General features: G+C 52.2%; 19 protein-coding genes. 15 read left to right on the top strand and 4 right to left on the bottom strand.

What is annotated here, in order from left to right; all coding sequences use genetic code 11:
* The first annotated feature begins 6 nt into the window (after positions 1 to 6).
* The 5 genes from pcoD to SK32_RS18780 all read left to right on the top strand — a co-directional run bounded on the left by pcoD (position 7) and on the right by SK32_RS18780 (position 4,820).
* On the top strand, positions 7 to 885 hold the full coding sequence (pcoD, locus tag SK32_RS18800) for a copper resistance inner membrane protein PcoD (RefSeq protein ID WP_326924515.1): 879 nt from the start codon (positions 7 to 9) through the stop codon (positions 883 to 885).
* Positions 886 to 939: 54 nt separating this feature from the next.
* Entirely contained in the window at positions 940 to 1,620 is a 681-nt protein-coding gene (gene pcoR, locus SK32_RS18795; protein ID WP_001188930.1) for a copper response regulator transcription factor PcoR, read from the top strand.
* Positions 1,617 to 3,017, top strand: a complete 1,401-nt coding sequence (gene pcoS, locus SK32_RS18790) for a copper resistance membrane spanning protein PcoS (RefSeq protein ID WP_001211180.1) — start codon at positions 1,617 to 1,619, stop codon at positions 3,015 to 3,017. Before pcoR ends, pcoS begins: the two co-directional genes overlap by 4 nt.
* Positions 3,018 to 3,234: 217 nt before the next feature.
* Positions 3,235 to 3,669: a copper resistance system metallochaperone PcoE gene (pcoE, locus tag SK32_RS18785; RefSeq protein WP_000723069.1), complete on the top strand. Its 435-nt coding sequence runs from the start codon at positions 3,235 to 3,237 to the stop codon at positions 3,667 to 3,669.
* Between the two features lie 479 nt (positions 3,670 to 4,148).
* Positions 4,149 to 4,820: a FadR/GntR family transcriptional regulator gene (locus SK32_RS18780; RefSeq protein ID WP_048213623.1), complete on the top strand. Its 672-nt coding sequence runs from the start codon at positions 4,149 to 4,151 to the stop codon at positions 4,818 to 4,820.
* Positions 4,821 to 4,830: 10 nt separating this feature from the next.
* On the opposite strand, the gene SK32_RS18775 is transcribed toward SK32_RS18780, so the two are convergent.
* From SK32_RS18775 to SK32_RS18760, 4 genes are all read right to left on the bottom strand, one after another.
* Positions 4,831 to 6,303: a fructuronate reductase gene (locus tag SK32_RS18775; RefSeq protein ID WP_048213622.1), complete on the bottom strand. Its 1,473-nt coding sequence runs from the start codon at positions 6,301 to 6,303 to the stop codon at positions 4,831 to 4,833.
* A gap of 105 nt (positions 6,304 to 6,408) precedes the next feature.
* Complete coding sequence (gene uxuA / locus SK32_RS18770) at positions 6,409 to 7,593, bottom strand: mannonate dehydratase (protein ID WP_048213621.1); 1,185 nt, start codon at positions 7,591 to 7,593, stop codon at positions 6,409 to 6,411.
* Positions 7,594 to 7,613: 20 nt separating this feature from the next.
* On the bottom strand, positions 7,614 to 8,639 hold the full coding sequence (locus SK32_RS18765) for a zinc-binding dehydrogenase (protein WP_048213620.1): 1,026 nt from the start codon (positions 8,637 to 8,639) through the stop codon (positions 7,614 to 7,616).
* Positions 8,611 to 9,900, bottom strand: coding sequence for an MFS transporter (locus SK32_RS18760; RefSeq protein WP_048213619.1), 1,290 nt, complete (start codon positions 9,898 to 9,900; stop codon positions 8,611 to 8,613). Before SK32_RS18760 ends, SK32_RS18765 begins: the two co-directional genes overlap by 29 nt.
* Before the next feature lie 536 nt (positions 9,901 to 10,436).
* Here SK32_RS18760 and SK32_RS18755 point away from each other — a divergent pair.
* From SK32_RS18755 to SK32_RS18710, 10 genes are all read left to right on the top strand, one after another.
* Positions 10,437 to 11,927 (top strand): MFS transporter, encoded by a 1,491-nt coding sequence (locus SK32_RS18755; protein ID WP_320338602.1) that lies wholly within the window; start codon positions 10,437 to 10,439, stop codon positions 11,925 to 11,927.
* On the top strand, positions 11,924 to 13,468 hold the full coding sequence (locus tag SK32_RS18750; protein WP_048213617.1) for an FGGY family carbohydrate kinase: 1,545 nt from the start codon (positions 11,924 to 11,926) through the stop codon (positions 13,466 to 13,468). The genes SK32_RS18755 and SK32_RS18750 overlap by 4 nt, the downstream gene beginning before the upstream one ends.
* A complete protein-coding gene (locus tag SK32_RS18745) occupies positions 13,465 to 15,144 on the top strand; it encodes a glycerol-3-phosphate dehydrogenase/oxidase (RefSeq protein WP_048213616.1) in 1,680 nt (559 codons plus the stop codon). The genes SK32_RS18750 and SK32_RS18745 overlap by 4 nt, the downstream gene beginning before the upstream one ends.
* Positions 15,141 to 16,697: an FAD-binding oxidoreductase gene (locus SK32_RS18740; RefSeq protein ID WP_048213615.1), complete on the top strand. Its 1,557-nt coding sequence runs from the start codon at positions 15,141 to 15,143 to the stop codon at positions 16,695 to 16,697. The genes SK32_RS18745 and SK32_RS18740 overlap by 4 nt, the downstream gene beginning before the upstream one ends.
* Positions 16,697 to 17,272: a glycerol-3-phosphate responsive antiterminator gene (locus SK32_RS18735; protein ID WP_048213614.1), complete on the top strand. Its 576-nt coding sequence runs from the start codon at positions 16,697 to 16,699 to the stop codon at positions 17,270 to 17,272. Before SK32_RS18740 ends, SK32_RS18735 begins: the two co-directional genes overlap by 1 nt.
* A gap of 18 nt (positions 17,273 to 17,290) precedes the next feature.
* Positions 17,291 to 17,605 carry a putative quinol monooxygenase gene (locus SK32_RS18730; protein ID WP_048213613.1) on the top strand — a complete coding sequence of 105 codons (315 nt, stop codon included), beginning with the start codon at positions 17,291 to 17,293 and terminating at the stop codon, positions 17,603 to 17,605.
* Between the two features lie 33 nt (positions 17,606 to 17,638).
* Positions 17,639 to 18,805, top strand: a complete 1,167-nt coding sequence (locus SK32_RS18725) for an iron-containing alcohol dehydrogenase (RefSeq protein WP_048213612.1) — start codon at positions 17,639 to 17,641, stop codon at positions 18,803 to 18,805.
* 362 nt (positions 18,806 to 19,167) lie between these two features.
* The gene (locus SK32_RS18720) at positions 19,168 to 20,235 is read left to right on the top strand and encodes an HlyD family secretion protein (protein WP_048213611.1); all 1,068 of its coding nucleotides are present in this window, start codon (positions 19,168 to 19,170) and stop codon (positions 20,233 to 20,235) included.
* The gene (rbbA, locus tag SK32_RS18715) at positions 20,232 to 22,979 is read left to right on the top strand and encodes a ribosome-associated ATPase/putative transporter RbbA (protein ID WP_048213610.1); all 2,748 of its coding nucleotides are present in this window, start codon (positions 20,232 to 20,234) and stop codon (positions 22,977 to 22,979) included. Before SK32_RS18720 ends, rbbA begins: the two co-directional genes overlap by 4 nt.
* A complete protein-coding gene (locus SK32_RS18710; protein ID WP_048213609.1) occupies positions 22,979 to 24,103 on the top strand; it encodes an ABC transporter permease in 1,125 nt (374 codons plus the stop codon). The genes rbbA and SK32_RS18710 overlap by 1 nt, the downstream gene beginning before the upstream one ends.
* The last annotated feature ends 35 nt before the right edge of the window (positions 24,104 to 24,138 follow it).

The following is a 24,138-nucleotide window of genomic DNA, read 5'->3' as shown; positions in this document are numbered from 1 at the left end:
GATTTGATGGTAATATTTGGATTGCCATTTTTTCAGATATATGGAATAAGCGGTGTCAGACATGAAACCTATAACCTGACTAATTTCAGGTCGTTTATAACTTTTGCTGTTGTTACAGGCATCATTCTTACTGGCATTAATATGCTCCTGGTATCTAATGCCATGAGTGGAGTAACTGACCTCAGAGAATTATCCATCCATGTTATCGAGATGGTGATAGAAGAAACTGATGTGGGTATTAGCTGGATTGTCAGGCTCTGTGCCCTGTTTACCACACTCGGTGCTTTGTTCCTTTACACTAATAAGAGAGTATTGTCCTGCCTGCTGATGACGATGAGTGGGGGCGTGGCGCTGGCTACACTTGCCTGGGGAGGACACGCCGTTATGCATGACGGTCTGCATTACTATCTCCATTTACTGAGCGATCTGACCCATCTCGGCGCTGCAGGTGCCTGGACAGGTGCTCTGGTTGCATTTGCTATCCTGCTGATGCGCAGAAACGAGAATAATGCACAGAGCGTCATTGTGATATCTGACTCCCTGGCAAAATTTGCCACGGCAGGAACGGTGATTGTTGTAGCCCTGATCCTGAGTGCGCTGGTCAACTATCTGTATATTGCTGAGGGTAACTTAACTCCCTTATTCAACAGTTCCTGGGGGAGGATATTGCTTGCCAAGACGGCTCTGTTTGTTCTGATGCTTCTTCTGGCTGCAGCAAACCGGTTTCACCTGGGTCCCCGGCTTGAAGTTATGGTCAGGGAAGGGAATTATGATCGCAGCGTTGCCCTGATGCGAAACAGCATCCTGACAGAATTCGTTGTTGCGATTATCATTCTGGGCGCCGTAGCGTGGCTCGGAATGCTTGCTCCGTCTCAGGTCAGCTAGGGGACAGCCAAAGCTCATGCGTGAGATTTTTACTTTCATATCAGCGAGTTGACCATGCAGCGTATTTTAATCGTTGAAGACGAACAAAAAACAGGTCGTTACCTGCAGCAGGGACTGGTTGAGGAAGGCTATCAGGCCGATCTCTTTAATAATGGCCGCGATGGTCTCGGGGCCGCGTCGAAGGGACAGTATGATTTGATAATACTGGACGTGATGCTGCCTTTCCTCGACGGGTGGCAAATCATCAGCGCACTGAGGGAGTCCGGGCACGAAGAACCGGTCCTGTTTTTAACCGCAAAGGACAACGTGCGGGACAAAGTGAAAGGACTGGAGCTTGGCGCAGATGACTACCTGATTAAGCCCTTTGATTTTACGGAGCTGGTTGCACGTGTAAGAACCCTACTGCGCCGGGCACGCTCGCAGGCCGCAACAGTCTGCACCATCGCCGATATGACCGTTGATATGGTGCGCCGGACCGTGATCCGTTCGGGGAAGAAGATCCATCTCACCGGTAAAGAATACGTTCTGCTTGAGTTGCTGCTGCAACGCACCGGAGAAGTGTTACCCAGGAGTCTTATCTCGTCCCTGGTCTGGAACATGAATTTTGACAGTGATACGAATGTGATTGATGTCGCCGTGAGACGTCTGAGAAGTAAAATTGATGATGACTTTGAGCCAAAACTGATCCATACCGTTCGCGGTGCCGGATATGTCCTGGAGATCAGAGAAGAGTGAGGTTCAAAATTTCCCTGACCACACGCCTGAGCCTGATTTTTTCTGCGGTGATGCTTACGGTATGGTGGTTATCAAGTTTTATCCTGATTAGCACCCTTAATGGCTATTTCGATAATCAGGACCGCGATTTTCTGACAGGTAAACTTCAGCTCACCGAAGAGTTTCTTAAAACAGAGACGTTCAGGAACAAAACGGATATTAAGTCATTATCAGAAAAAATAAACGATGCGATGGTGGGGCACAATGGCTTATTCATTTCTATAAAAAACATGGAAAATGAAAAAATTGTTGAACTCTATGCCAAAAATTCTGTTGTTCCAGCGGTCCTGCTTAATAAGTCGGGTGATATTCTCGACTATATGATCCAGACGGAAGAAAATAACACCGTGTACCGCAGTATCTCGCGGCGGGTTGCCGTGACGCCGGAACAGGGTAAAAGCAAACATGTCATCATTACGGTTGCCACGGATACTGGGTATCACACCCTGTTTATGGACAAACTCAGTACCTGGCTGTTCTGGTTCAATATCGGTCTGGTCTTTATTTCTGTTTTTCTGGGCTGGCTGACCACACGTATTGGTCTGAAACCGCTACGGGAAATGACCAGTCTGGCTTCCTCCATGACCGTACACAGCCTGGATCAGCGTCTAAATCCCGATCTGGCTCCGCCGGAAATCTCTGAGACCATGCAGGAGTTCAATAATATGTTTGATCGCCTGGAGGGGGCATTCCGGAAACTGTCAGATTTCTCGTCTGACATCGCGCATGAGCTGCGCACACCAGTCAGTAATCTGATGATGCAGACGCAGTTTGCACTGGCTAAGGAAAGGGATGTTTCGCATTACCGCGAAATTTTATTCGCTAACCTGGAAGAACTGAAAAGGTTGTCACGAATGACCAGTGACATGCTTTTTCTGGCACGTTCAGAGCATGGTCTGCTGCGGCTGGATAAACATGATGTGGATCTGGCAGCCGAACTGAATGAATTACGTGAGTTGTTCGAGCCCCTGGCAGACGAAACAGGAAAGACAATCACGGTTGAAGGAGAGGGCGTTGTTGCCGGAGACAGCGATATGCTCCGACGTGCTTTCAGTAACCTGCTTTCCAATGCAATCAAGTATTCTCCCGATAACACCTGTACAGCGATACACCTTGAGCGTGACAGTGACTGTGTGAACGTGATGATTACGAATACGATGTCCGGCCAGGTTCCCGCTAATCTGGAACGTTTGTTTGACCGGTTCTATCGCGCAGACTCATCAAGGTTCTACAACACGGAAGGCGCGGGGCTGGGATTATCAATTACAAGGTCGATCATTCATGCTCACGGCGGCGAGCTGTCAGCAGAACAGCAGGGGCGTGAAATTGTGTTCAAAGTGCGCCTGTTAATGGATTAATCCCGTTGTTCAGGAGAAACCTGGAAGGTGACAAAATTGTCATCATTCAGTCACGCGATAAACAGAGGCGGTTTTTTATAATTATTCATAAATCAGGAGCAGCGTGATAACACAATCACCTGGTTCCTGGAGTGATGATTAACCCGCCCTGAGATCAACTGCTTTCTCTGTTATAAGCCATTGATTGTTTGGGTATGTAAACACCGGAGACCCAACCATGAAAAAGATTCTCGTATCATTTGTTGCCATTATGGCTGCCGCTTCATCTGCCATGGCTGCAGAGACAATGAACATGCATGACCAGGTAAATAATGCACAGGCACCTGCCCACCAGATGCAGTCATCTGCTGAAAAAAGTGCAATTCAGGGAGACAGCATGACAATGATGGATATGAGCAGTCACGATCAGGCCGCAATGTCCCATGACATGATGCAAAACAGCAATTCTGCTGCCCACCAGGACATGGCTGAAATGCATAAAAAAATGATGAAAGCTAAACCCGGAGCTACCAACGAAACAGCAAAGTCATTTTCTGAAATGAGCGAGCATGAGAAGGCCGCAGCTGTACATGAGAAGGCGAATAATGGTCAGTCTTCCGTTGTTCACCAGCAGCAGGCTGATAAGCATCGCAGTCAGATCACCCAGAATTAACCCGCAGCTCCACTTGTTAGACCCTCATTTGACGCCGAAGTCACTGGCTTACGCTCCCGTCCGGGAGCGTTTTTTTTCCCATATATCAAACTTTAACTCTGAAGAGGTGGAAGTATCTGACCAACACTGTCACGTAACGCCAGATAACTACAAAAACACCTTTTTCCTCCTGTAAATTGCAGTTCCTGCAAGAACATCAAGGCATAATGTTGGAACAGCGTGTGATACACACTTAGCATCATGTTTTGTATGTGTTTTTTTAAAACTTTACAACTTTAAAGTCTTTTTCAGGTTAAAGGATACAACTTTAATGTCTCTACACAGGTGTCTGAATAAGTGAAAGACTCTGTCTGCACATAATAAGAAAAAATATCATAGTGATGTGTGATACATGAACTGACTCTGACGTGCGTTTCTTAACTCCAGGAATGATATGATAAATCAGTTAAAAATCGCACAGATAAGAGAACGGGAGACACATGGTTATTCCTGAGGTAAAACAGGAGCGGCTCTATCAAAAGATAGCCAATCTCATCATTAAGCTCATCAATGATGGTATTTTTCCGCCGGGAAGCTTCTTACCACCCGAACGTGAGCTGGCGAAGCAACTCGGTGTAAGTCGCGCATCGCTCAGAGAAGCTCTGATTGTGCTGGAGATTTCAGGATGGATCACCATCCAGTCAGGTAATGGTGTGATTGTTGCTGATAAAAAGCATTCCACCAGTGATTATACGATTGAAGAAATCCTCTATTCGCGTGAGTTGGTCGACAGCCATTGTGCGCGTCTTGCTGCTCAGGCCGGGAAAGAAGATCTAATTAGCCAGCTTGAAGCACTGCATCTCAGCATGGAAAAGGCCATTAGCGAAAACAATGTGCATGGTTTTTATTCCCTCGATAAGCAATTCCATCTAACAGTATCAGAAGCCAGCCAGAACCGCGTACTGCTTGATATGTCGCGAATGCTGTGGGAACAGCGCGTTAACATCCCGTATGCCGGACTGGACAAACGTTCCGGCAATCGGGATGTATTAACCAGCATGAATACACAGCATAAAGCGATTGTGGATGCGATCCGCCAGGCTGATGCTGACGGTGCTTACCAAAAATCGCTGGAACATCTGGCCTATGTCAGACAGATCGTGGGTCTTTAATAACACCACGCTATTGGCTCAGAGCGGCTACCGCTGCACGTGCGCCTACGCTGTGCAATTGCTGACAGGCAGCGGTTACGCGTTCGATAAAGTCTGTGTTCTCGCAAAGGTCTCGCCCAAAGATAGTGTCAATTGCTAACAGCGCCCGGACACGTTCTTCTATTGATGGATACTGTTGATAAATAGCCTGATACTGTGCTGACAGCGGATCTATCACCTCAATCGGATGACCTTGTTCATCCACACCGCTGATGTAGCGCATCCAACCGGCGACTCCCAACATCAGATGGCGGGCATCTTCGCCTTTTTTCAGATGGAGTCGAATGGGGTCCAGCAAGCGTTGTGGTAGTTTCTGGCTGCCATCCATCGCAATTTGCCAGGTTCGGTGCTTCAGTGATGGATTAGTAAAGCGCGCAATCAGCAGCTCTGCATAAGCCGCAAGGTCTGTTCCTTCCGGCATCGACAGTGTCGGCGCTTGTTCATTGAGCATCAAAGCACGCGCAGCGTTGCGATACGCCGGGTTGGTCATCGTATCGGCAATCGTTTCATAACCGCCCAGATAACCAAGGTAGGCCAGGAAAGAGTGGCTGCCGTTGAGCATGCGTAACTTCATCATCTCAAATGGCACCACATCTGCTACAAACTGTACGCCCACGCGATCCCAGTCCGGGCGTCCATTGACAAAGTTATCTTCAATCACCCACTGACGGAATGGCTCACAGGCAATGGCACAGGGGTCATCTACCCCAAGCTGTTCTGCGATTTGCGCTAACGTCTCTTCTGTCGCTGCCGGAACGATGCGGTCTACCATCGTGCATGGGAACGTTGCCTGTTCGGCAATCCACTCAGCCAACTGCGGATCGCGCTCGGCGGCTAAACCCAGGACAGCGGTTTTTGCGACGTGGCCATTTTCTCGTACGTTATCGCAGGACAGCACAGTAAAAGCCTTCAATCCCTGCTGACGGCGTAGCGCGAGGGCTTCGACGATATAACCCATTGCTGATTTGGGGGACTGTGGGTGAGCAATGTCGTGCTGGATAAACGGATGATTCAGATCCAGCTCGCCGCTGGCGGCATCTGTGCAATATCCTTTTTCGGTGATGGTCAGCGAAACGATGGCCGTTTCGGGACGTGCCATTGCGTGGATAATGGCTTCACAGCCGTCAAATTCAGGATGCAGCGCTTCTTTCATCGCGCCAATGATTTTAAGCTCTGTCGTTTGTGCTCCGCGCTCGGCAACGGTGTACAGCAGATCCTGCGCCTTCAGGTTTTGAATCAGTGTGGCATCGTTTCCGGGCATCAGGTTGACCTCACAGATACCCCAGTCGCTGTCACTGCTTTCCAGCAAATGATGTGTATAGAGCGCCTGATGAGCGCGGTGAAAAGCGCCGCAACCAAGATGTACGATGCGCGAAACGAGGCGTGAACGATCCCAGCGTGGTCGTGGGGTGGAAATCTGGGCGGTGGCGAGATTCTTGTCCATGACAAACTCCTGTCATTGATGATCTTCTTTGATAATGCGCTATCAAAGACCGGTCCTGACTGAAAGTGAAAAACCGCATGGCAGGGATACCATGCGGCAATGTGGTTACTGATTGAAGAAGGCGCGTTGGATAGCCAGTTCAACGCCGCGTACTTCAGCCAGGCCCTTAAGGCGACCAATAGCGGAATACCCTGGGTTGGTTTTCTTTTTCAGATCATCAAGCATTTGATGACCATGGTCTGGTCGCATGGGGATAAGTGAGGCGTTGCCTTCAGCTTTACGTCGCTGTTCTTCTTCGACTATCGCTTTCACTACGCTGTACATATCGACATCCCCGGAGAGATGTGCCGCCTCATGGAAGGTTTTGGGATTCTCTTCACGTTGTGTGGAACGCAGGTGCGTAAAGTAAATCCGTGGGCCGAACTGTTTGATCATATCAACCAGATCGTTGTCTGCGCGTACGCCGTAAGAGCCTGTACACATCGTAAAACCGTTGGCTGTACTGTTTACGGTGTCCACCATCCACTGCATATCTTCTACAGTAGAAACGATGCGCGGCAGGCCAAGAATTGGGCGCGGTGGATCGTCCGGATGAACCGCCATACGTACACCCACTTCTTCCGCTACCGGAATAATGGCTTTCAGGAACCAGGCGAAATTTTCCCGTAAGGCCGCTTTGTCGATATCTTTATAGGTTGCAAGGTGGCTACGGAATTGGTCCAGCGTATAGCCTTCCTCAGCACCTGGCAGACCTGCAATGATATTTCGCGTCAGCCGAGCTTTGTCCTCTTCGCTCATATTCACAAAACGCTGGTGCGCCTGTGCAATTTCCTCTGCGCTGTAGTCCGCTTCTGCACCGGGACGCTTGAGGATATGCAGTTCAAAGGCGGCAAACTCAATCTGGTCAAAGCGCAGAGCCTTTGAACCGTCGGGTAGCACATATTCCAGGTCGGTACGGGTCCAGTCCAGAACCGGCATGAAGTTGTAGCACACGGTAAAGATGCCGCATTGGGCGAGATTACGCAGCGTCTGCTGGTAATTCTTGATCCACAGATCGTACTGGCCCGTGTGGGTCTTGATGTCTTCATGGATCGGCACGCTTTCCACGACCGACCAGACCAGACCGGCTTTTTCCACGATCGCTTTGCGTTTGAGAATTTCTTCTACGGACCAGACTTCACCGTTTGGAATATGGTGCAGCGCAGTTACCACACCCGTTGCACCGGCTTGACGAACATCGGACAACGACACGGGATCATTCGGGCCATACCAACGCCAGGTTTGTTCCATCGCTTTATCTCCTGGAAAAATTAATGAAAGGTCACATTGATCTTCAGATAGCGTTCCGGGTATTGATCGAGTTCCTTCACGGCGTCAGGCACATCATCAATATTCACCACCTTGCTGACGACATCCGCAGGATTAATGTTCAGCGTAGACAGCATCTGTAACGCTTCTTCGAATTCGCCAGCACTGGTACGTGATCCGCGCAGATCCAACTCTTTAAACGTGATCAGGTTAGTGGGTAACGATGTCTCCTGTTTTGGCCAGCCGGTGAAAGCAATACGACCCGCAAACGAAGCAAGATCCAGCGTTTCGCGAATTGCACTGTTGGCACCAGATGCTTCGACGACAACCTGTGCCATCGTCCCCTGTGTGATATCTTTTATCGCCTCAACAACCTGGGTGTTCGACGGATTGATGACGTAAGGCACGCCCAGCGATTTTGCGTACTGAAGTCGTTCGTCCACGATATCGATCAGAATTGGCGTCGCACCGTAGCGCAATGCGCTCAATGCTGCCATCAGACCAATCGCACCGGCTCCAATAATGGCGATATGCTCCCCGGCCGTCAGTTTGGCGCGATGTAGCGCATGCAGTGCGATAGTCAGTGGTTCAGCCAACGGAGCCATCTCAGTGGCGACGTCATCCGGGATTTTGTGAATCAAATGCGCGGGGTGAGCTACCACCTCCTGCATCGCACCATCAATATGTACGCCAATTACCTTCAGGTTTTCACAGCAATTTGTTCTCCCCACTGAACAGGGGTAGCAATGGCCACAATAAATATAAGGATCAACAATAACGCGGTCACCTTCCTTAATATTTGCTGGCATGCCATTGCCTTGTTTAATAACAATACCAGTGACTTCATGTCCAATAATACGTGGATAGGTCACCAGGGGATTAGTGCCGCGAAATGCACCTATATCAGAGCCACATATTCCAGCAGCATCAACTTTTATTAATACTTCATTATCTTTCTTTTCTGGATAATCAACCCAACGGGTTTCAATTTCACCAGGTTTATTGATGTAGACAGCTTTGACTTTCATTTGTTTTTAATCCTTTATTTTTGACAAATACGAATACCAGACAGCTGGAAACAATCGCAATAGCACCAGCCAGATAGAATGCGTAATCATATTTACCGCTGAACTGAACAATAAATCCGGTGACCAGAGGGCCAATGATTCCGGAGATATTTGCCAGCCCATGCATGGCGCCACCGACGCTACCCACTTTATCTTTGTGTACGACATCCTGAATAACTGCCCAATAAATAGGTCCAGTTAAATACAACAGGAATAACGAGACTGACATCAATCCAACGGCACTGCCGATAGTGGTAACTGTTCCAGAAACCGCCACACAGATTGCCGCTCCAGCCAGGCAAACACCGAGAATGAGACGGCGAGAAAGCAGGGCATTGCCCGTTACCCGATAGATAAAGTCAGAGCATACGCCACCCAATACCATGCCGATTGCACCAATCACCCAGGGGATCACCGTTGCAATGCTGATTTCTTTAATATCAAGGTGTAGCGAGTGGTTCAGATAGCTTGGGAACCAGGTCAGGAAGAAAAAGAGTATGTAGTTATAGCTAAAGAAGGCCAGCGTCGTTGCCCACACCATCGGCTGCTTCATGTAGTAGCCGAGAGAAGGCATCGCTTTACCGTCATCCGCTAAAATAATGTCATCATGGTTTTCAAAATCGACACGTTCTTCCGGGGCGAGGTGTTTACTTTTTGAGGGTTTATCACTGGCAATGAAATACCAAAGTAATACCCAGGCTAAACCAAACAGGAAAATAATACCGAACGCCGGACGCCAGCCTAATGAAAGAGCCAGCAGGCCAACTACCGGGCCGGAAATTGCGCCACCCAACGGCGAGCCAGCGCTGAAAATACCGATGGCAGTGGCAGATTCTTTACGCGAAATCCAGTTATTGATAATTTTATTACCTGCAGCACTGACCGGCCCTTCAGCCATGCCGAATAATACGCGGACAGCCAGCATAGTCCATAAGCCAGTAACCAGACTGGTCATCCCACAAAATACTGACCAGAGTAACGCGGCGACCAGAAATACTGTTTTGGGACCAAATCGGTCACTGGCCCAGCCACCGATAAAGTTAAACAGTGCATAACCAACAAAGAATGCGCTGAATATCATACCCATCTCAGCAGCATTGAATCCTAATTCCTTTTCGATGAGTGGAGCGGTGATCGACAATGCTGAACGATCCATATAGTTAAGCATGTAAACTATAAAAAGAAGAAAAACGATAAGCCATCCCATTGTTTTTCTTTTCATGATATATCCTCTTATTGTGGTCTAGCGGCCTGACCACAATATTTAAAACCTATTTTAAGATCACCATTCTTTTGATGCGAATGTGATCAACATAACGAAAAATTAGTGCTTTAAATAATCACGATCAAATGTGTGTTGGCGTATCTTTATGAATTTTAAGGTTTTTGTTGTGAGCGGTAAAATTTAGGATAAAAGCGAACTTGGTATTCAACACCTATTTTGGATGGATATTGCAATAGCGTCGTACAGGGAGAACGGCGAACGTTCAGCGCAAATCAGGCGGCTACGTACAGTCACAGTGGTATCCCACCCGCTGAGAACAGAAAAATGGCTCATAATGACCTCGTTTTGTAATGATTCATTAACATTTGGGCTACATGTCACAGAATCAACGATGAGACTAAAAGTCGCTTTGACACGCTTTGGGTTACCTTCTAGAGTGGAAAAATACAGATTTTAGATAAGAGACTATCTGTGAAATTAAGATGGTCTCTTATTGCATTTTTTTAGCTAATGGCGACCTTCTTCCGAATATTATGAAGGGGAAAGCCATGTCCGCATGTTCATTCTCAAATCCGATAAAAATCCGCGGTGTAGATGATGTCATTAATTTCATCGATGCCAGGGGAAAAATCAGTGGCAGAGCTGGTGTTATTTGGTGGTTGGCACTAGGCGGCCTTTTTCTTGATGCTTTTTCAAATTCAGCTCTCAGTGCTGGATTAAACCCAATGACCCGCAATTTAAATCTTACTGCGACCGAAGTTGCACTACTTACCTCATTTTCATCCTGGGTCGCCATATTATTTAACCCAATTGGCGGCTGGATAGCCGATCGCTGGGGTCGTGTGCCACCGCTGATCATTGCCAAAATAATGGCGGTGATTGGTGCTTTGTTGGTGATGTCATCCTCCAGTTTTAGCACGATAATCGTGGGTCGCTTCTTTGTTGGCGTCTCTTACGGGATGGACTTTGCTGTGGCAATGGCCATGCTGGCAGAGTTCACGCCTGTGAAACTCAAAAGCCGTCTAAATACCTGGCAGGGTGTCTGGTATGTTGCCGTTTGTTTAAATTTGGTATTAGCGCTGATGTTTTACTCATGGGACGTAGGTGATGCCATCTGGCGTTATTCCATTGCTGTAACGGCGTTATGTGGAATCATCGTTCTGTTTTTCCAGTTCCGTTATTTAGTGGAAAGCCCGGTTTGGCTGGCAAGGAAATCCCGATTACCTGAAGCTATCGTTGCCATGAATAAAATATATGGTGAACAGTTTATTCTGGCGCCGAAAGCAGAACAGAAACCCGTTATTGGTCAGGCTGAAAAAGGCGCAAGAAATGTGCTGTTAATATTCCGTGGCGTCTATTTACCACGTACGATTCTGGCTTCGACCGTTCAAATCTGTCAGTCAATCCAATATTTCGGTGTGGGCTGGTATTTACCGGTTATTAGTGCTGCGATGTTTGGTAAAAATTTTGTTTACGCAACCTTATGTTCACTATTTTTTAACGTTTTCGGTATCGTCGGCGGTTTCTTATCTCCCGCGATTGGCCGCCGTCTGGGATTGCGCCGCTCCTCGGCGATCGGTTTTGCCGTGGCCTTCCTCGTGCTACTCACGCTGGGTCTGTTCAGTGACACTATGCCACTTTGGGCCTCTTTGCTGGTCCCTGCACTGTTTATTCTTTGCCACTCTGGCGGACCTGGTGCAAACGGGAAAAGCCTGTCGTCACTCTCTTTTCGCAGTGAACTGCGGGCTGGCGCGAACGGCGTGGTCGGTGCGCTCGGGGCAATAGGTGCGGCGCTCGGGCTGTTTATTTTCCCGGTATTCCGTGATTTGTATGGCCTGCAAACGACCTTCCTGATCATGTCTGCCGTGCCGCTGTTTGCGAGCATTATCTGTTTTGTTATTCCGTGGGACCCCACTCGCACCACTATTCAGCCGGATAACGAGCCAGGTGCGCCGCAGTTCGAATCACCCCATTCACCTTATCCAGAGTCGATGACCCCAGAATCAAACAGGAGTACGAAATGAGTGAATACGAAGATGTCATTCTGGCTATCGATGAAGGTACATCGGGGACCCGTGCGGCAGTTGTTGCACAAAATAGCCAGGTTCACTGCCTGGAATACCAGCCGCTTCAGGTCAGCAGTCTGCGTCATGGTGTGGTGGAACAAGATGCTGATGAGGTCTTGCAGGCCACTATTGAGGTTTGTCGCAAAGCGATAGCTAACGCGCAATGCAACAAGATGCGCATTGTGGCGCTGGCGATTGCGACCCAACGCTCAACGGCAGTGCTGTGGGATGCGCAAACGGGTAAGGCATTAACTCCGGCGATGGTATGGCAGGATGCGCGTTTCACGGATGAACTGGCCCAGTTAGCCCCTGAATGGGATGCAAAACTGCTGCCACGGATAGGGCGACCGGTTGGGATACGCTCTCCTTATCTTTGGGCGTCGCACCATCTTGCCAATACGCCTGCGGTGGCGAAGGCGTATCAGGCTGGAACGCTGGTCTTTGGTACCGTTGATAGCTGGTTGCTTTGGCATTTGGCGCAGGAGAAAAAAAGTGTCACCACACCGACAAATGCCACCTCCGCTGGCGCGTATTGCCTCAAAGAGCATCACTATCATTTGCCATGGCTACAGACTCTGGGCTTCCCGGCGTCATTGCTGCCTGAATTACATGATGATGCCGATGACTTCGGCACCACTCATGAAGATATTCTGGGGATAAGCGTGCCGATCCTGGCCTGCGCAGGGGATCAGTTTGCAGGGGCTATTGGGCTGGGGTGTACCGAGCGAGGACAGGCTTTTTGTATGCATGGCACTGGCAGCTTTGTTGATTTAATGATGGGGCCAACGGTACCAACCTTGCAAAAGGGCTGTGAAAGTACGCTCACCATGACGGCGCGCCGCCAAAAAGGGCTTTCGCATTTCTCTGTCGAAACCTTTGTCCCCACTACCGGTTCGGCGCTCAACTGGGTGTGCGAAAAACTGCATTGGTTTGACTCACCCGAACAGATCAGCGAACTGGCCGCGCAGGCTAGCGACGCGGGTGGCGTGAGTTTTATTCCGGCGCTAACGGGGCTACGCGTACCCCATCTCCAGCCTCATGCCCGTGCGTCCCTGAACGGTATCTCAATCTCGACCACGCGCTCGCAGGTGGCCTACGCGATTCTGGAAGGGATTGCGCATTCGGTCGCGGCCTGTATTCGCGCAAATGAAGCGGCAACCGGGATCCCCACAAAAGAGTTGGTAGTCGGGGGAGGGTTATCCAATAGCGATACGTTATTGCAAATCCAGGCCGATCTTAGCGGTATTCCCGTGCGGCGAATGGCCGAAACGGCGCGGGCAAGCTTACGTGGCGTTGCGTTTTTGGCTGGTGCCGATGGGCTGCTGTGGGACTCGCTGCCGGATGCCTGCGCCATGCTAAAAACCGCGCGGCTATTTGAGCCGAAAATCAGTCATGACCTTCGCGAACAAAAAATTAACCGCTGGGCGATGCGTATTGCACTCGAAATGGAAGCCGCCGACAGCCTCACCTCAGCTAATCAGGAGCACACTTACTCATGAAGTTTTTCCCTTCGCGAAAGCCCAACAAAACCTGTAGTGAGATGTACGGTGCAGAGCCATTACGTCTTCAGCGCGCTGAACAACTGGATCGACTGGAAAGCGACACCTACGACATTCTGATTGTCGGTGGTGGTGTAACCGGAGCCTACGCGGCGTTGGATGCCAGTCTGCGTGGCTACCGGGTGGCGCTGATTGAGAAAAGTGACTTTGCCTCAGGCACGTCATCAAAGTCATCGAAAATGGTACACGGCGGTCTGCGCTATATCGAACAAGGGAATCTGGGGCTGGTTCGCCACTCTTTACTCGAACGCCAGCGTATGCGGAGGAATGCCCGTCATCTGGTGCAACGGTTACCCTTTTTATTCCCGGTGCTCGATAAAAATGGCGTATTCGACAAGCGGATGTCTGCTGCATTTGAAAGCCTGCTCTGGACCTACGACCTTGCGGGAGGATGGCGGGAAGGCATCCTTCACCAAAAACTTACCCCTGCGGAAGTGCTGTCGCATTGCCCGACGCTCAAAGAAGAACAGCTATCCGGTGGTTTTATGTATTTCGATGCCCGTGTCGACGATGCCCGACTTACGTTGGCATTGGTGCGCACGGCGGCGTTTCATGGCGCGGTGGTGACCAACCATGCGGAAGTCATCGAAACCACGCGCGACCAGCACGGCAAAGTGAATGGGGCCATCGTCTGTGCCGATGGCAGAGAAATTCAGGTCAACGCGCGGGTTGCCATCATGGCGACGGGCGTCTGGCTGCGTGACTGGAATGGGCTGAAAAAAGGTGACGCATCACCGCTGAATATCCGTCCTGCCAAGGGGGTACATGTTGCTATTCCGTGGATGAAGATCCGCAATGATTGCACGGTGACGATCCCGGTTGCCGGGCGCAGCCGCCGCGCGACGATCACCCGTTGGGGCAACGTTTCCTATTTGGGGACCACGGATGAGGATTATCAGGGCGATCTCAATGATGTTCACTGCAATCGCGCTGAATTGGACTTTCTGCTGGAAGGTGCGAATTCGGCATTGAAAACCGATCTCCGCCCGGAAGACGTGGTGGGTAGTATCGCCGGTTGCCGCCCTCTGGTGGGGACGGCGGGAGGCAAGACCGTTGAAATGAAACGTAATCATGAAATCACGGTTGCGGCAGATGGTCTGATTACGATTGTCGGCGGCAAGCTGACGACATCACGTCATATGGCAGAAGAGACCATCGATGCCGCCAGCAAAATACTCGGTCGTAAAAAGGCCTGCTCAACTAAAACCGCCTGGTTGTTGGGGGCGGCGGGCTATGACCCGCAGGCGATTCTGGCATCGGGCGGTTTGTCTGCGCACCTGGGGGAGCGCTACGGGACTGAAGCGCATTTTGTCAGTGACCTTATCCAGTCCAATCCCTTACTGGCAAAGCCAATTGTGGAAGGGCTTCCCTATACCGAAGCTGAAGTGGTGTATGCCGTGCGCCATGAACTCGCCAGCACCATTGATGATGTGTTATCGCGCCGAATTCGTGCCCGTCTGATGGCTCGTGATGCGTCAGCGAATGCTGCGCAACGCGTGGGGGAAATTCTGCAACAAGAGCTTAAGCTTCAGCCTGAACAGGTGGCCCGGCAGGTAGCCAGCTATCAGGCGGCAATTAAACATGAAAAATCAACACTTATGGGGACATCCGAATGATCAGTAAAGAAGCGATTAAACGCGGTTACAACCGTGGAAATTATACTGTAGGTGCACACACGCGCCCGGCATGGGCGACGGATATCAAAAGCAGCGGTGGCGCGAAAGGGATGCAGATTGATCCGGTGGCGATGAGCGAAGCGACGTTTGATCGACTACGGGTCATTGCAGATGAGGTGCTGACATCGGAATCTGATGTGATTACCTGGACCCGTGACTGGTGGGCCGGTTCGATGATTGCGGAAACCCAGGGCGCACCGGCCACGTCAAAAGGGGCGATTGTACGTGTCTCTACGGTAGAACAAATTCAGGATGTGATGCGTCTGGCGAATGCGTTGGCAATCCCGGTCACGGTTTCCGCCGGGCGCAGTAACGTCACTGGTGCCGCATTGCCGTTGCGGGGAGGCATTGTGCTGGACGTTTGCGAACTCAACAAACTTATCGACTTCGATCCACAAAGCCAGATTGTTGACGTTGAAGCCGGCATGTTCGGCGACATTTTTGAACAAACTATCCAAAAAGAGTACGGCATGACGATGGGCCACTGGCCGTCATCGTTTGGTATCAGTACCGTGGGCGGTTGGGTGGCCTGTCGTGGCGCGGGACAGCTGTCGACCCGCTACGGCAAAATTGAAGATATGGTTTATGGGATGGATGTCGTCCTTGCCGATGGCCGCTTAATCACCGTGGGTGGCTATGCGCGTAGCGCAACGGGGCCTGATCTACAGCAGATGTTTATTGGTTCTGAAGGCACATTGGGTGTGATTGTCCGTGTGCGTTTGAAGCTTCATCGCCTGCCGGATTATGGCCGCGCCATCGCCTGGGGTTTTTCCAGCTTCGCCAGTGGACTGGAGGCATGTCGCGAAATCTTACAGCATGGGGCGAATCCGGCGGCACTGCGTTTGTACGATAACCTGGAAAGCGGCGTGCAGTTTGGTCTGCCAGAGACCAATGTCCTGTTGATTGCGGATGAGGGGGAGCCTGAGATTGTCGATGCAGTAATGGCTATCAGCGAACGTGTGTGCCAACGCGGCGGACAACAACTCGACGGCGAGGCTATTTTTGAACGCTGGCTGGACACCCGATATCTGACCGGAAAAAGTGCTGAAGGCTTTAAAAAGAGCCCGGGTCTGGTGGCGGATACGCTGGAAATGGTGGGACGTTGGCGCGATCTTAGCGACGTGTATGATGATGTGGTGGCCGCTATTAACGCCGTACCCGGCACGCTGGCCGGTTCGGCGCATCAGTCTCACGCCTATATCGACGGCGCATGCCTCTATTTCTCATTGCGCGGTGATGTGGCGATTGAGCAACGTGCGGCCTGGTATCGTGCGGCATGGGATGCAGCGAATGCGGTGCTAATTAAGCACAACACCTCCCTTAGCCACCATCATGGTGTTGGTCTCCTGCGTTCGCCCTATATGCAGGCTTCTTTAGGCGAATCGCTTTCCGTTCTGGCGGATATCAAATACGCGCTGGATCCGAAAAACATTCTTAACCCAGGCAAACTGGGGTTAAGCGTCGATCTTCCTTCACATCAGGCAGGTCAGTAATGATCAAAAATCTTGGCGTGCTCCTGGCACGCCAGCCCGTCATTATGGCGATTTACGGTATTGAGCAATTGAAAACCGCGCTGTCCAGCAAGGCGGAAGTCTGCATTATTGCCAATATTGACCTGATTAAGCTCCATCCGGTGATAGAACTGCTGTCGCAGGCGGGGAAGTACGTCATCGTGAATATCGACAGCTGCAATGGGCTGTCCCAGGATAAGGGCGGCATTGATTATGTGGCCGAAACAGGAGCGATGGGGTTGCTCTCGACGCGTTTGCAAACCGTACAGCGAGCGAAAAAGTGTGGACTGGTGACGATGCAGAAAATCTTTGTCACCGACCGTTCTACCTGGCTACGCAGCCTGAAAGCCGTAGAACAAAGCGAACCCGATTACGTGCAACTGATGCCCGCGCAGATGTTGCCGCTACTCTCACAGGCTGACCGTAATGTGTTGCCGCCAATAGTGGCATCAGGCTTCGTCTGTAACGAGGAACATGCTCAAACGGCGCTGTTACACGGCGCGATAGCCGTTTCGAGCAGTGATAGCGCGTTATGGGATATAGACCTTCACCGTTAGAACACCGGGAGCCCGACCATGGAGAATTCACAACTTTTTGTTATTGCACATTATTTTTCTCGTAAGGGAATGGGGGACAAGGTCAATGATGCGCTCAGACTGCTTGCCCAGGCCTCGCGTCAGGAGCCTGAAAACATCACCTATGAGTTTTTCCGTTCTACGGAAGACGGCGATCGCTTTGTGATTATTGAAACCTATCGTTGTCCTGAGGGTCTCGAACTTCATCGACAAACGGAGCATTTTCAACGTATTGGCGTTGGGATTATCAACCCGTTGCTTGAGCGTAAAGAGGTGAAAAGCTTTCTCACTCATGCCGATACACCGCGTAGTTAAAAGCTGGCCATTTTTACTACCAGGAGTACATCAATGAACAATGTCATGAAGGATTTTACGTTTTCAACTGTACCGGAAATTATCGTCGAGTGGGCGGGAGCATCACGAGCAGGGGAGATTATTCAGCCGCGATTTAGCGCGCGTCGCGTGTTGTTGGTGACCGACCCCGGACTGGTCAAAGCAGGGATTCTGCCGCCTGTTTTGCATAGCCTGCAAGAGGCAGGGTTTCAGGTGACGGTCTATGATCGGGTCCAACCCGATCCGCAGGAACGTCTTGTCCGGGAAGCCTTACAGGTTGCTCGTGATGACCATTGCGACATGGTCATTGGTCTGGGCGGCGGCTCCTCGCTGGATGTCGCGAAGCTGGTGGCCGTGTTAATCAACTCTGAGCAAGATCTGCAGGCGCTTTACGGTATTGGCAAAGTTTCCGGGCAGCGTCTGCCGCTGATTAACATCCCTACCACGGCAGGGACGGGCTCAGAAGTCACTAATATTTCGATTTTGACGACCAATGATGACAGCAAAATGGGGATTGTCGCACCACAGCTATATGGCGATTTGGTGCTGCTGGATGCGCAATTGACGCTTGGACTTCCTCCGGTTCATACGGCGGCGGCTGGCATCGACGCGATGGTGCATGCCATTGAGGCTTATACCGGTAAACATAAGAAGAACCCCATTTCGGATGCGCTGGCGCGGGAAGCATTACGCTTAATTAGCCGCCATCTGGTGACTGCCTGCCGTGATGGGAACAACCGTGAAGCGCGAGAAAATGTTCTGCTGGGCGCGATGCTGGCAGGCCAGGCTTTTGCCAATTCCCCAGTGGCCGCAGTGCATGCGCTGGCTTATCCCCTTGGCGCACGACACCATATTCCACATGGGTTGTCGAATGCGTTGATGCTGATTCCGGTGCTGCAGTTTAATGCGCCAGTCGCTGCGCCGTACTATGCCGAGCTGGCTGCTGTTATTGGCGAGGAGGTGTCGGGGAATATGGAGAAAGATGCCGCGATATTTATTGCTGCGATGGTACGCATTATTGCTGAATCGGGTGCACCGAAAAAGCTGCGCGATGTCGATATACCTGCTGAAACGCTGGCGATATTGGCTCAGGATGCCATGCAGCAGACTCGTCTTCTGGATAACAATCCTGTTCTGCTCACGGCAGATGATGCGTTGCGGCTATACCAACACGCGTTTTAAACAGAACACTCGCCAAAAGCTTGTCCGGCGAGTGGATTGCCGGACACTGTTTTGCCCGATGACATAGCGAGAACAACCGAATAGACATATCGAATCCAGGTGTTAGTATTCAATAGATAGCAGTTATGAGTATGCGTGTTTCATTTCCGGCCAGGAACGCTGATGATGACAACATTACTACCCGATTTCACAGCATTTTCGTCATTCACTTCCTTCGCGGTATGCGTTGCTATAACGCCTGTCCGCTCTTTGGCCATCGTTTATCATTCCTTCTCATCCCGGATGGAATCTCTCACTGAATAGCAGTTCAGTGGGTTTTGTGACACGCATCGTTTGATAACAGGGATTACGGCGGGTCGAATATGGATAAGATTAAGCGTCATCTGGTGTGGTGGGGCGCGGGTATTGTGGTGGTGGTTGCTGCAATAGCATGGTGGATGTTGCGTCCTGCGGGGATACCGGAAGGGTTTGCCGCCAGCAACGGCAGAATTGAAGCCACTGAAGTGGATATTGCCACCAAAATTGCCGGACGTATTGATACGATCCTCGTATCGGAAGGGCAGTTCGTTCGTCAGGGCGAGGTGCTGGCGAAAATGGATACCCGCGTGCTGCACGAGCAGCGGCTGGAAGCGGTCGCGCAAATCAAAGAAGCGGAAAGTGCAGTTGCGGCGGCACGGGCGTTGCTGGAACAACGGCAAAGTGAAATGCGCGCCGCGCAGTCGGTGGTAAAACAGCGCGAGGCGGAACTGCAGTCGGTCTCTAAACGTCACGTGCGCTCCCGTTCGCTATCCCAGCGTGGGGCCGTGTCTGAGCAACAGCTGGATGACGACAGGGCTGCGGCGGAAAGCGCGCGCGCGGCGCTGGAATCCGCCAAGGCGCAGGTCTCTGCGGCAAAAGCCGCAATTGAAGCCGCCCGTACCAGCATTATTCAGGCGCAAACCCGCGTAGAAGCCGCGCAGGCCACCGAACGTCGTATTGCCGCTGATATTGATGACAGCGAGCTGAAAGCCCCGCGCGATGGTCGCGTGCAGTACCGTGTCGCCGAACCGGGCGAGGTGCTTTCCGCGGGCGGGCGCGTGCTGAATATGGTCGATCTCAGCGATGTCTACATGACATTCTTCTTGCCGACCGAACAGGCTGGCCTGCTGAAGATTGGCGGTGAAGCGCGACTGGTGCTGGATGCCGCACCGGATCTGCGTATTCCGGCGACCATCAGCTTTGTGGCTAGCGTCGCGCAGTTCACGCCGAAAACGGTTGAAACCAGCGATGAACGGCTGAAGCTGATGTTTCGCGTCAAAGCGCGTATTCCACCAGAGCTGTTGCAGCAGCATCTGGAGTACGTGAAAACCGGTCTGCCGGGCATGGCCTGGGTGCGTCTGGATGAAAATCGCCCCTGGCCTGACGACCTGGTGGTGAGGTTGCCGCAATGACGCATCTGGCGCTGGTTCCCGTTCCTCCCGTGGCGCACCTTGACGGCGTGAGTCAGCATTACGGGAAAACGGTAGCGCTGAACAACATCACGCTGGATATCCCCGCCCGCTGTATGGTGGGGCTGATTGGCCCGGATGGCGTCGGAAAATCGAGCCTGCTGTCGCTTATTTCCGGTGCGCGGGTGATTGAACACGGCAACGTGATGGTGCTGGGCGGCGATATGCGCGACCCAAAACATCGCCGGGATGTCTGCCCGCGTATTGCCTGGATGCCGCAAGGGCTGGGTAAAAACCTGTACCACACGCTGTCGGTGTATGAGAACGTCGACTTCTTTGCCCGGCTGTTTGGTCATGACAAAGCGGAACGCGAAGCGCGGATTACCGAGCTACTGAATAGCACCGGACTGGCGCCGTTTCGCGATCGTCCTGCCGGGAAACTCTCGGGTGGGATGAAGCAAAAGCTGGGGCTGTGCTGCGCGTTAATCCACGACCCGGAATTGCTCATTCTTGATGAACCCACCACCGGGGTAGACCCGCTGTCCCGCGCCCAGTTCTGGGATCTGATTAACAGCATTCGCCAGCGTCAGACCAATATGAGCGTGCTGGTCGCCACCGCCTATATGGAAGAAGCCGAGCGCTTTGACTGGCTGGTGGCGATGAACGCGGGTGAGGTATTGGCCACCGGCAGCGCCCAGCAGCTACGAGAACAAACCAACAGCGCCACGCTGGAGCAGGCGTTTATTGCGTTGTTACCTGAAGCGCAGCGTCAGGCGCACAAACCGGTGGTGATCCCGCCGTATCACGCTGAGCAGGAAGAGATTGCCATTGAGGCGAAAGATCTGACCATGCGCTTCGGCAAGTTTGTCGCCGTTGACCACGTTAACTTTCGTATTCCCCGCGGGGAGATCTTCGGCTTTCTCGGCTCCAACGGCTGCGGTAAATCCACCACCATGAAGATGCTCACCGGTCTGCTGCCCGCAAGCGAAGGTGAGGCGTGGCTGTTTGGGCAAGCGGTTGACCCGAAGAATATCGATACCCGCCGCCGGGTAGGCTATATGTCGCAGGCGTTTTCGCTCTACAGCGAGCTGACCGTGCGGCAAAACCTTGAGCTACACGCGCGACTGTTCCATATCCCCGAAGCGGAAATCCCCGGGCGGGTACAAGAGATGAGCGAGCGCTTTTCGCTGACCGATGTCGAAGACACGTTGCCCGGTGCGCTGCCGTTGGGGATCCGTCAACGCCTGTCGCTGGCGGTGGCGGTGATCCATCGCCCTGAAATGTTGATTCTTGATGAGCCGACCTCCGGGGTCGATCCGGTGGCAAGGGACATGTTCTGGCAACTGATGGTTGATCTGTCGCGTCAGGATAAAGTCACCATTTTTATCTCCACCCACTTTATGAACGAAGCGGAGCGCTGCGACCGTATGTCGCTGATGCACGCCGGAAAAGTACTCGCCAGCGGCACGCCGCAGGAGCTGGTGAAACAGCGTGGTGCCGCCAGCCTGGAAGAGGCTTTTATCTCCTGGCTACAGGAAGCAGCAGGCCCGGCGCCGGAAGCGACGCTTTCGCAAGCGACTGCTCCGCTGGTGCATGAAAACAGTCAGCCGCCGCGGCAGGGCTTTAGCCTGCGGCGCTTGTTCAGCTACAGCCGCCGTGAAGCTCTGGAGCTGCGGCGGGACCCGGTGCGTTCAACGCTGGCGCTGATGGGGACGGTGATCCTGATGCTGATCATGGGCTACGGCATCAGCATGGACGTGGAAAATCTGCGTTTTTCGGTGCTCGATCGTGACCAGACCGTCAGCAGCCAGGCGTGGACGCTGAATCTGGCGGGATCGCGCTATTTTATTGAGCAGCCGCCGCTCACCAGTTATGACGAGCTGGACAAGCGAATGCGTTCGGGCGAAGTGGCGGTAGCAATAGAGATCCCGCCAAACTTTGGCCGCGATATCGCGCGTGGCACGCCGGTGAAGATTGGCGTCTGGGTCGATGGCGCAATGCCGAGCCGCGCTGAAACGGTCAGAGGTTACGTGCAGGCGATGCACCAGACCTGGCTGCAGGATGTGATGGCGCGTCAGCCCAATGCCAGTGGGCAAAACGGGCTGATGACCATTGAAACCCGTTATCGTTACAACCCGGATGTGAAGAGCCTGCCGGCGATTGTTCCGGCGGTGATCCCGCTGTTGTTGATGATGATCCCTTCCATGCTCAGCGCACTCAGCGTAGTGCGCGAGAAAGAGCTCGGATCGATTATCAACCTGTACGTCACGCCCACGACCCGCAGTGAGTTTTTGCTCGGCAAACAGTTGCCTTACATCGTGCTGGGCATGCTGAACTTTCTGCTGCTGTGCGCGCTGTCGGTGTTTGTGTTCGGCGTGCCGCATAAGGGCAGCTTTATGACCCTGACGCTGGCCGCGCTGCTGTACGTCACCATTGCCACCGGGCTGGGGCTGTTAATCTCCACGTTTATGAAAAGCCAGATCGCGGCCATTTTTGGTACGGCGATTATTACGCTTATCCCGGCGACGCAGTTTTCCGGGATGATCGATCCGGTCGCCTCGCTCGAAGGGCCGGGCCGCTGGATTGGCGAAATCTACCCGACCAGTCATTTTTTGACCATTGCGCGTGGAACGTTCTCTAAAGCGTTGGATCTGACGGATCTCTGGCAGCTGTTTATGCCGCTGGCAATCGCCATTCCGGTGGTGATCGGTCTGAGCGTATTACTGCTGAAAAAACAGGAGGGGTGATGCGCCGATTACGCAATATTTATAACCTCGGCATCAAAGAGTTACGCAGCCTGCTGGGCGACAAAGCGATGCTGACGCTGATCGTCTTTGCCTTCACGATTTCGGTTTATTCTTCCGCGACCGTCCTGCCGGGTTCGCTGCATCTGGCGCCGATTGCTATTGCCGATATGGACCAGTCACAGCTGTCGAACCGGATTGTGAACAGCTTTTATCGCCCGTGGTTTTTACCGCCGGAGATGATCACCGCCGATGAGATGGATGCCGGGCTGGATGCCGGACGCTACACCTTCGCCGTGAACATTCCGCCTGATTTTCAGCGCGATGTGCTGGCAGGAAGACAGCCGGATATTCAGGTTAACGTCGATGCCACGCGGATGAGCCAGGCCTTTACCGGCAACAGTTATATCCAGAATATCATCAGCGGCGAAGTGAACAGCTTTGTGGCGCGTTACCGTGACAACAGTGAGCCGCCGGTGGCGCTGGAAATGCGCATGCGCTTTAACCCCAATCTGGAACCTGCCCGTTTTGGCGCGGTGATGGCAATCATCAACAACATTACCATGCTGGCGATTGTGCTTACCGGCTCGGCGCTAATTCGCGAACGTGAGCACGGGACCATTGAGCATCTGCTGGTGATGCCGGTAACGCCGTTTGAGATCATGATGGCAAAAATCTGGTCGATGGGGCTGGTGGTGCTGGTGGTTTCCGGTCTGTCGCTGATGCTGATGGTAAAAGGTGTGCTTGGCGTACCCATTGAAGGTTCGATACCGCTGTTTATGCTGGGCGTGGCGCTGAGCCTGTTCGCGACCACCTCGATCGGTATTTTTATGGGCACGCTGGCGCGCTCCATGCCGCAACTGGGATTGCTGATGATTCTGGTGCTGTTGCCGTTACAGATGCTCTCCGGCGGCTCTACGCCGCGTGAAAGCATGCCGCAGGCCGTACAGGACATCATGCTGACGATGCCGACCACCCACTTTGTCAGCCTGGCGCAGGCGATTCTTTATCGTGGCGCAGGGTTCGGCATCGTCTGGCCGCAGTTTCTGACGTTGCTGGCGATTGGCAGTGCGTTCTTCCTGATAGCGCTGCTGCGCTTTAGAAAGACGATTGGCACGATGGCGTGAACATTATTGCCGGATGGCGGCTACGCCTTATCCGG

Origin of the sequence: Citrobacter sp. MGH100, from assembly GCF_001034465.1 — a bacterium.
In the GTDB taxonomy this organism is placed as follows: Bacteria; Pseudomonadota; Gammaproteobacteria; order Enterobacterales; family Enterobacteriaceae; genus Citrobacter; species Citrobacter youngae.
The sequence above is the reverse complement of the archived record's forward strand: the minus strand, read 5'-3'. Positions and strand labels throughout refer to the sequence as shown.

Coding starts and splice junctions, on each gene's coding strand:
- SK32_RS18730 (WP_048213613.1), top strand. CDS start 17,291: ATGGAGAATTCACAACTTTTTGTTATTGCACATTATTTTTCTCGTAAG.
- SK32_RS18760 (WP_048213619.1), bottom strand. CDS start 9,900: ATGAAAAGAAAAACAATGGGATGGCTTATCGTTTTTCTTCTTTTTATA.
- SK32_RS18775 (WP_048213622.1), bottom strand. CDS start 6,303: ATGGACAAGAATCTCGCCACCGCCCAGATTTCCACCCCACGACCACGC.
- SK32_RS18710 (WP_048213609.1), top strand. CDS start 22,979: ATGCGCCGATTACGCAATATTTATAACCTCGGCATCAAAGAGTTACGC.
- SK32_RS18780 (WP_048213623.1), top strand. CDS start 4,149: ATGGTTATTCCTGAGGTAAAACAGGAGCGGCTCTATCAAAAGATAGCC.
- pcoR (WP_001188930.1), top strand. CDS start 940: ATGCAGCGTATTTTAATCGTTGAAGACGAACAAAAAACAGGTCGTTAC.
- SK32_RS18735 (WP_048213614.1), top strand. CDS start 16,697: ATGATCAAAAATCTTGGCGTGCTCCTGGCACGCCAGCCCGTCATTATG.
- SK32_RS18750 (WP_048213617.1), top strand. CDS start 11,924: ATGAGTGAATACGAAGATGTCATTCTGGCTATCGATGAAGGTACATCG.
- pcoD (WP_326924515.1), top strand. CDS start 7: ATGGTAATATTTGGATTGCCATTTTTTCAGATATATGGAATAAGCGGT.
- SK32_RS18720 (WP_048213611.1), top strand. CDS start 19,168: ATGGATAAGATTAAGCGTCATCTGGTGTGGTGGGGCGCGGGTATTGTG.
- SK32_RS18755 (WP_320338602.1), top strand. CDS start 10,437: ATGAAGGGGAAAGCCATGTCCGCATGTTCATTCTCAAATCCGATAAAA.
- rbbA (WP_048213610.1), top strand. CDS start 20,232: ATGACGCATCTGGCGCTGGTTCCCGTTCCTCCCGTGGCGCACCTTGAC.
- SK32_RS18740 (WP_048213615.1), top strand. CDS start 15,141: ATGATCAGTAAAGAAGCGATTAAACGCGGTTACAACCGTGGAAATTAT.
- pcoE (WP_000723069.1), top strand. CDS start 3,235: ATGAAAAAGATTCTCGTATCATTTGTTGCCATTATGGCTGCCGCTTCA.
- SK32_RS18745 (WP_048213616.1), top strand. CDS start 13,465: ATGAAGTTTTTCCCTTCGCGAAAGCCCAACAAAACCTGTAGTGAGATG.
- SK32_RS18725 (WP_048213612.1), top strand. CDS start 17,639: ATGAACAATGTCATGAAGGATTTTACGTTTTCAACTGTACCGGAAATT.
- uxuA (WP_048213621.1), bottom strand. CDS start 7,593: ATGGAACAAACCTGGCGTTGGTATGGCCCGAATGATCCCGTGTCGTTG.
- SK32_RS18765 (WP_048213620.1), bottom strand. CDS start 8,639: ATGAAAGTCAAAGCTGTCTACATCAATAAACCTGGTGAAATTGAAACC.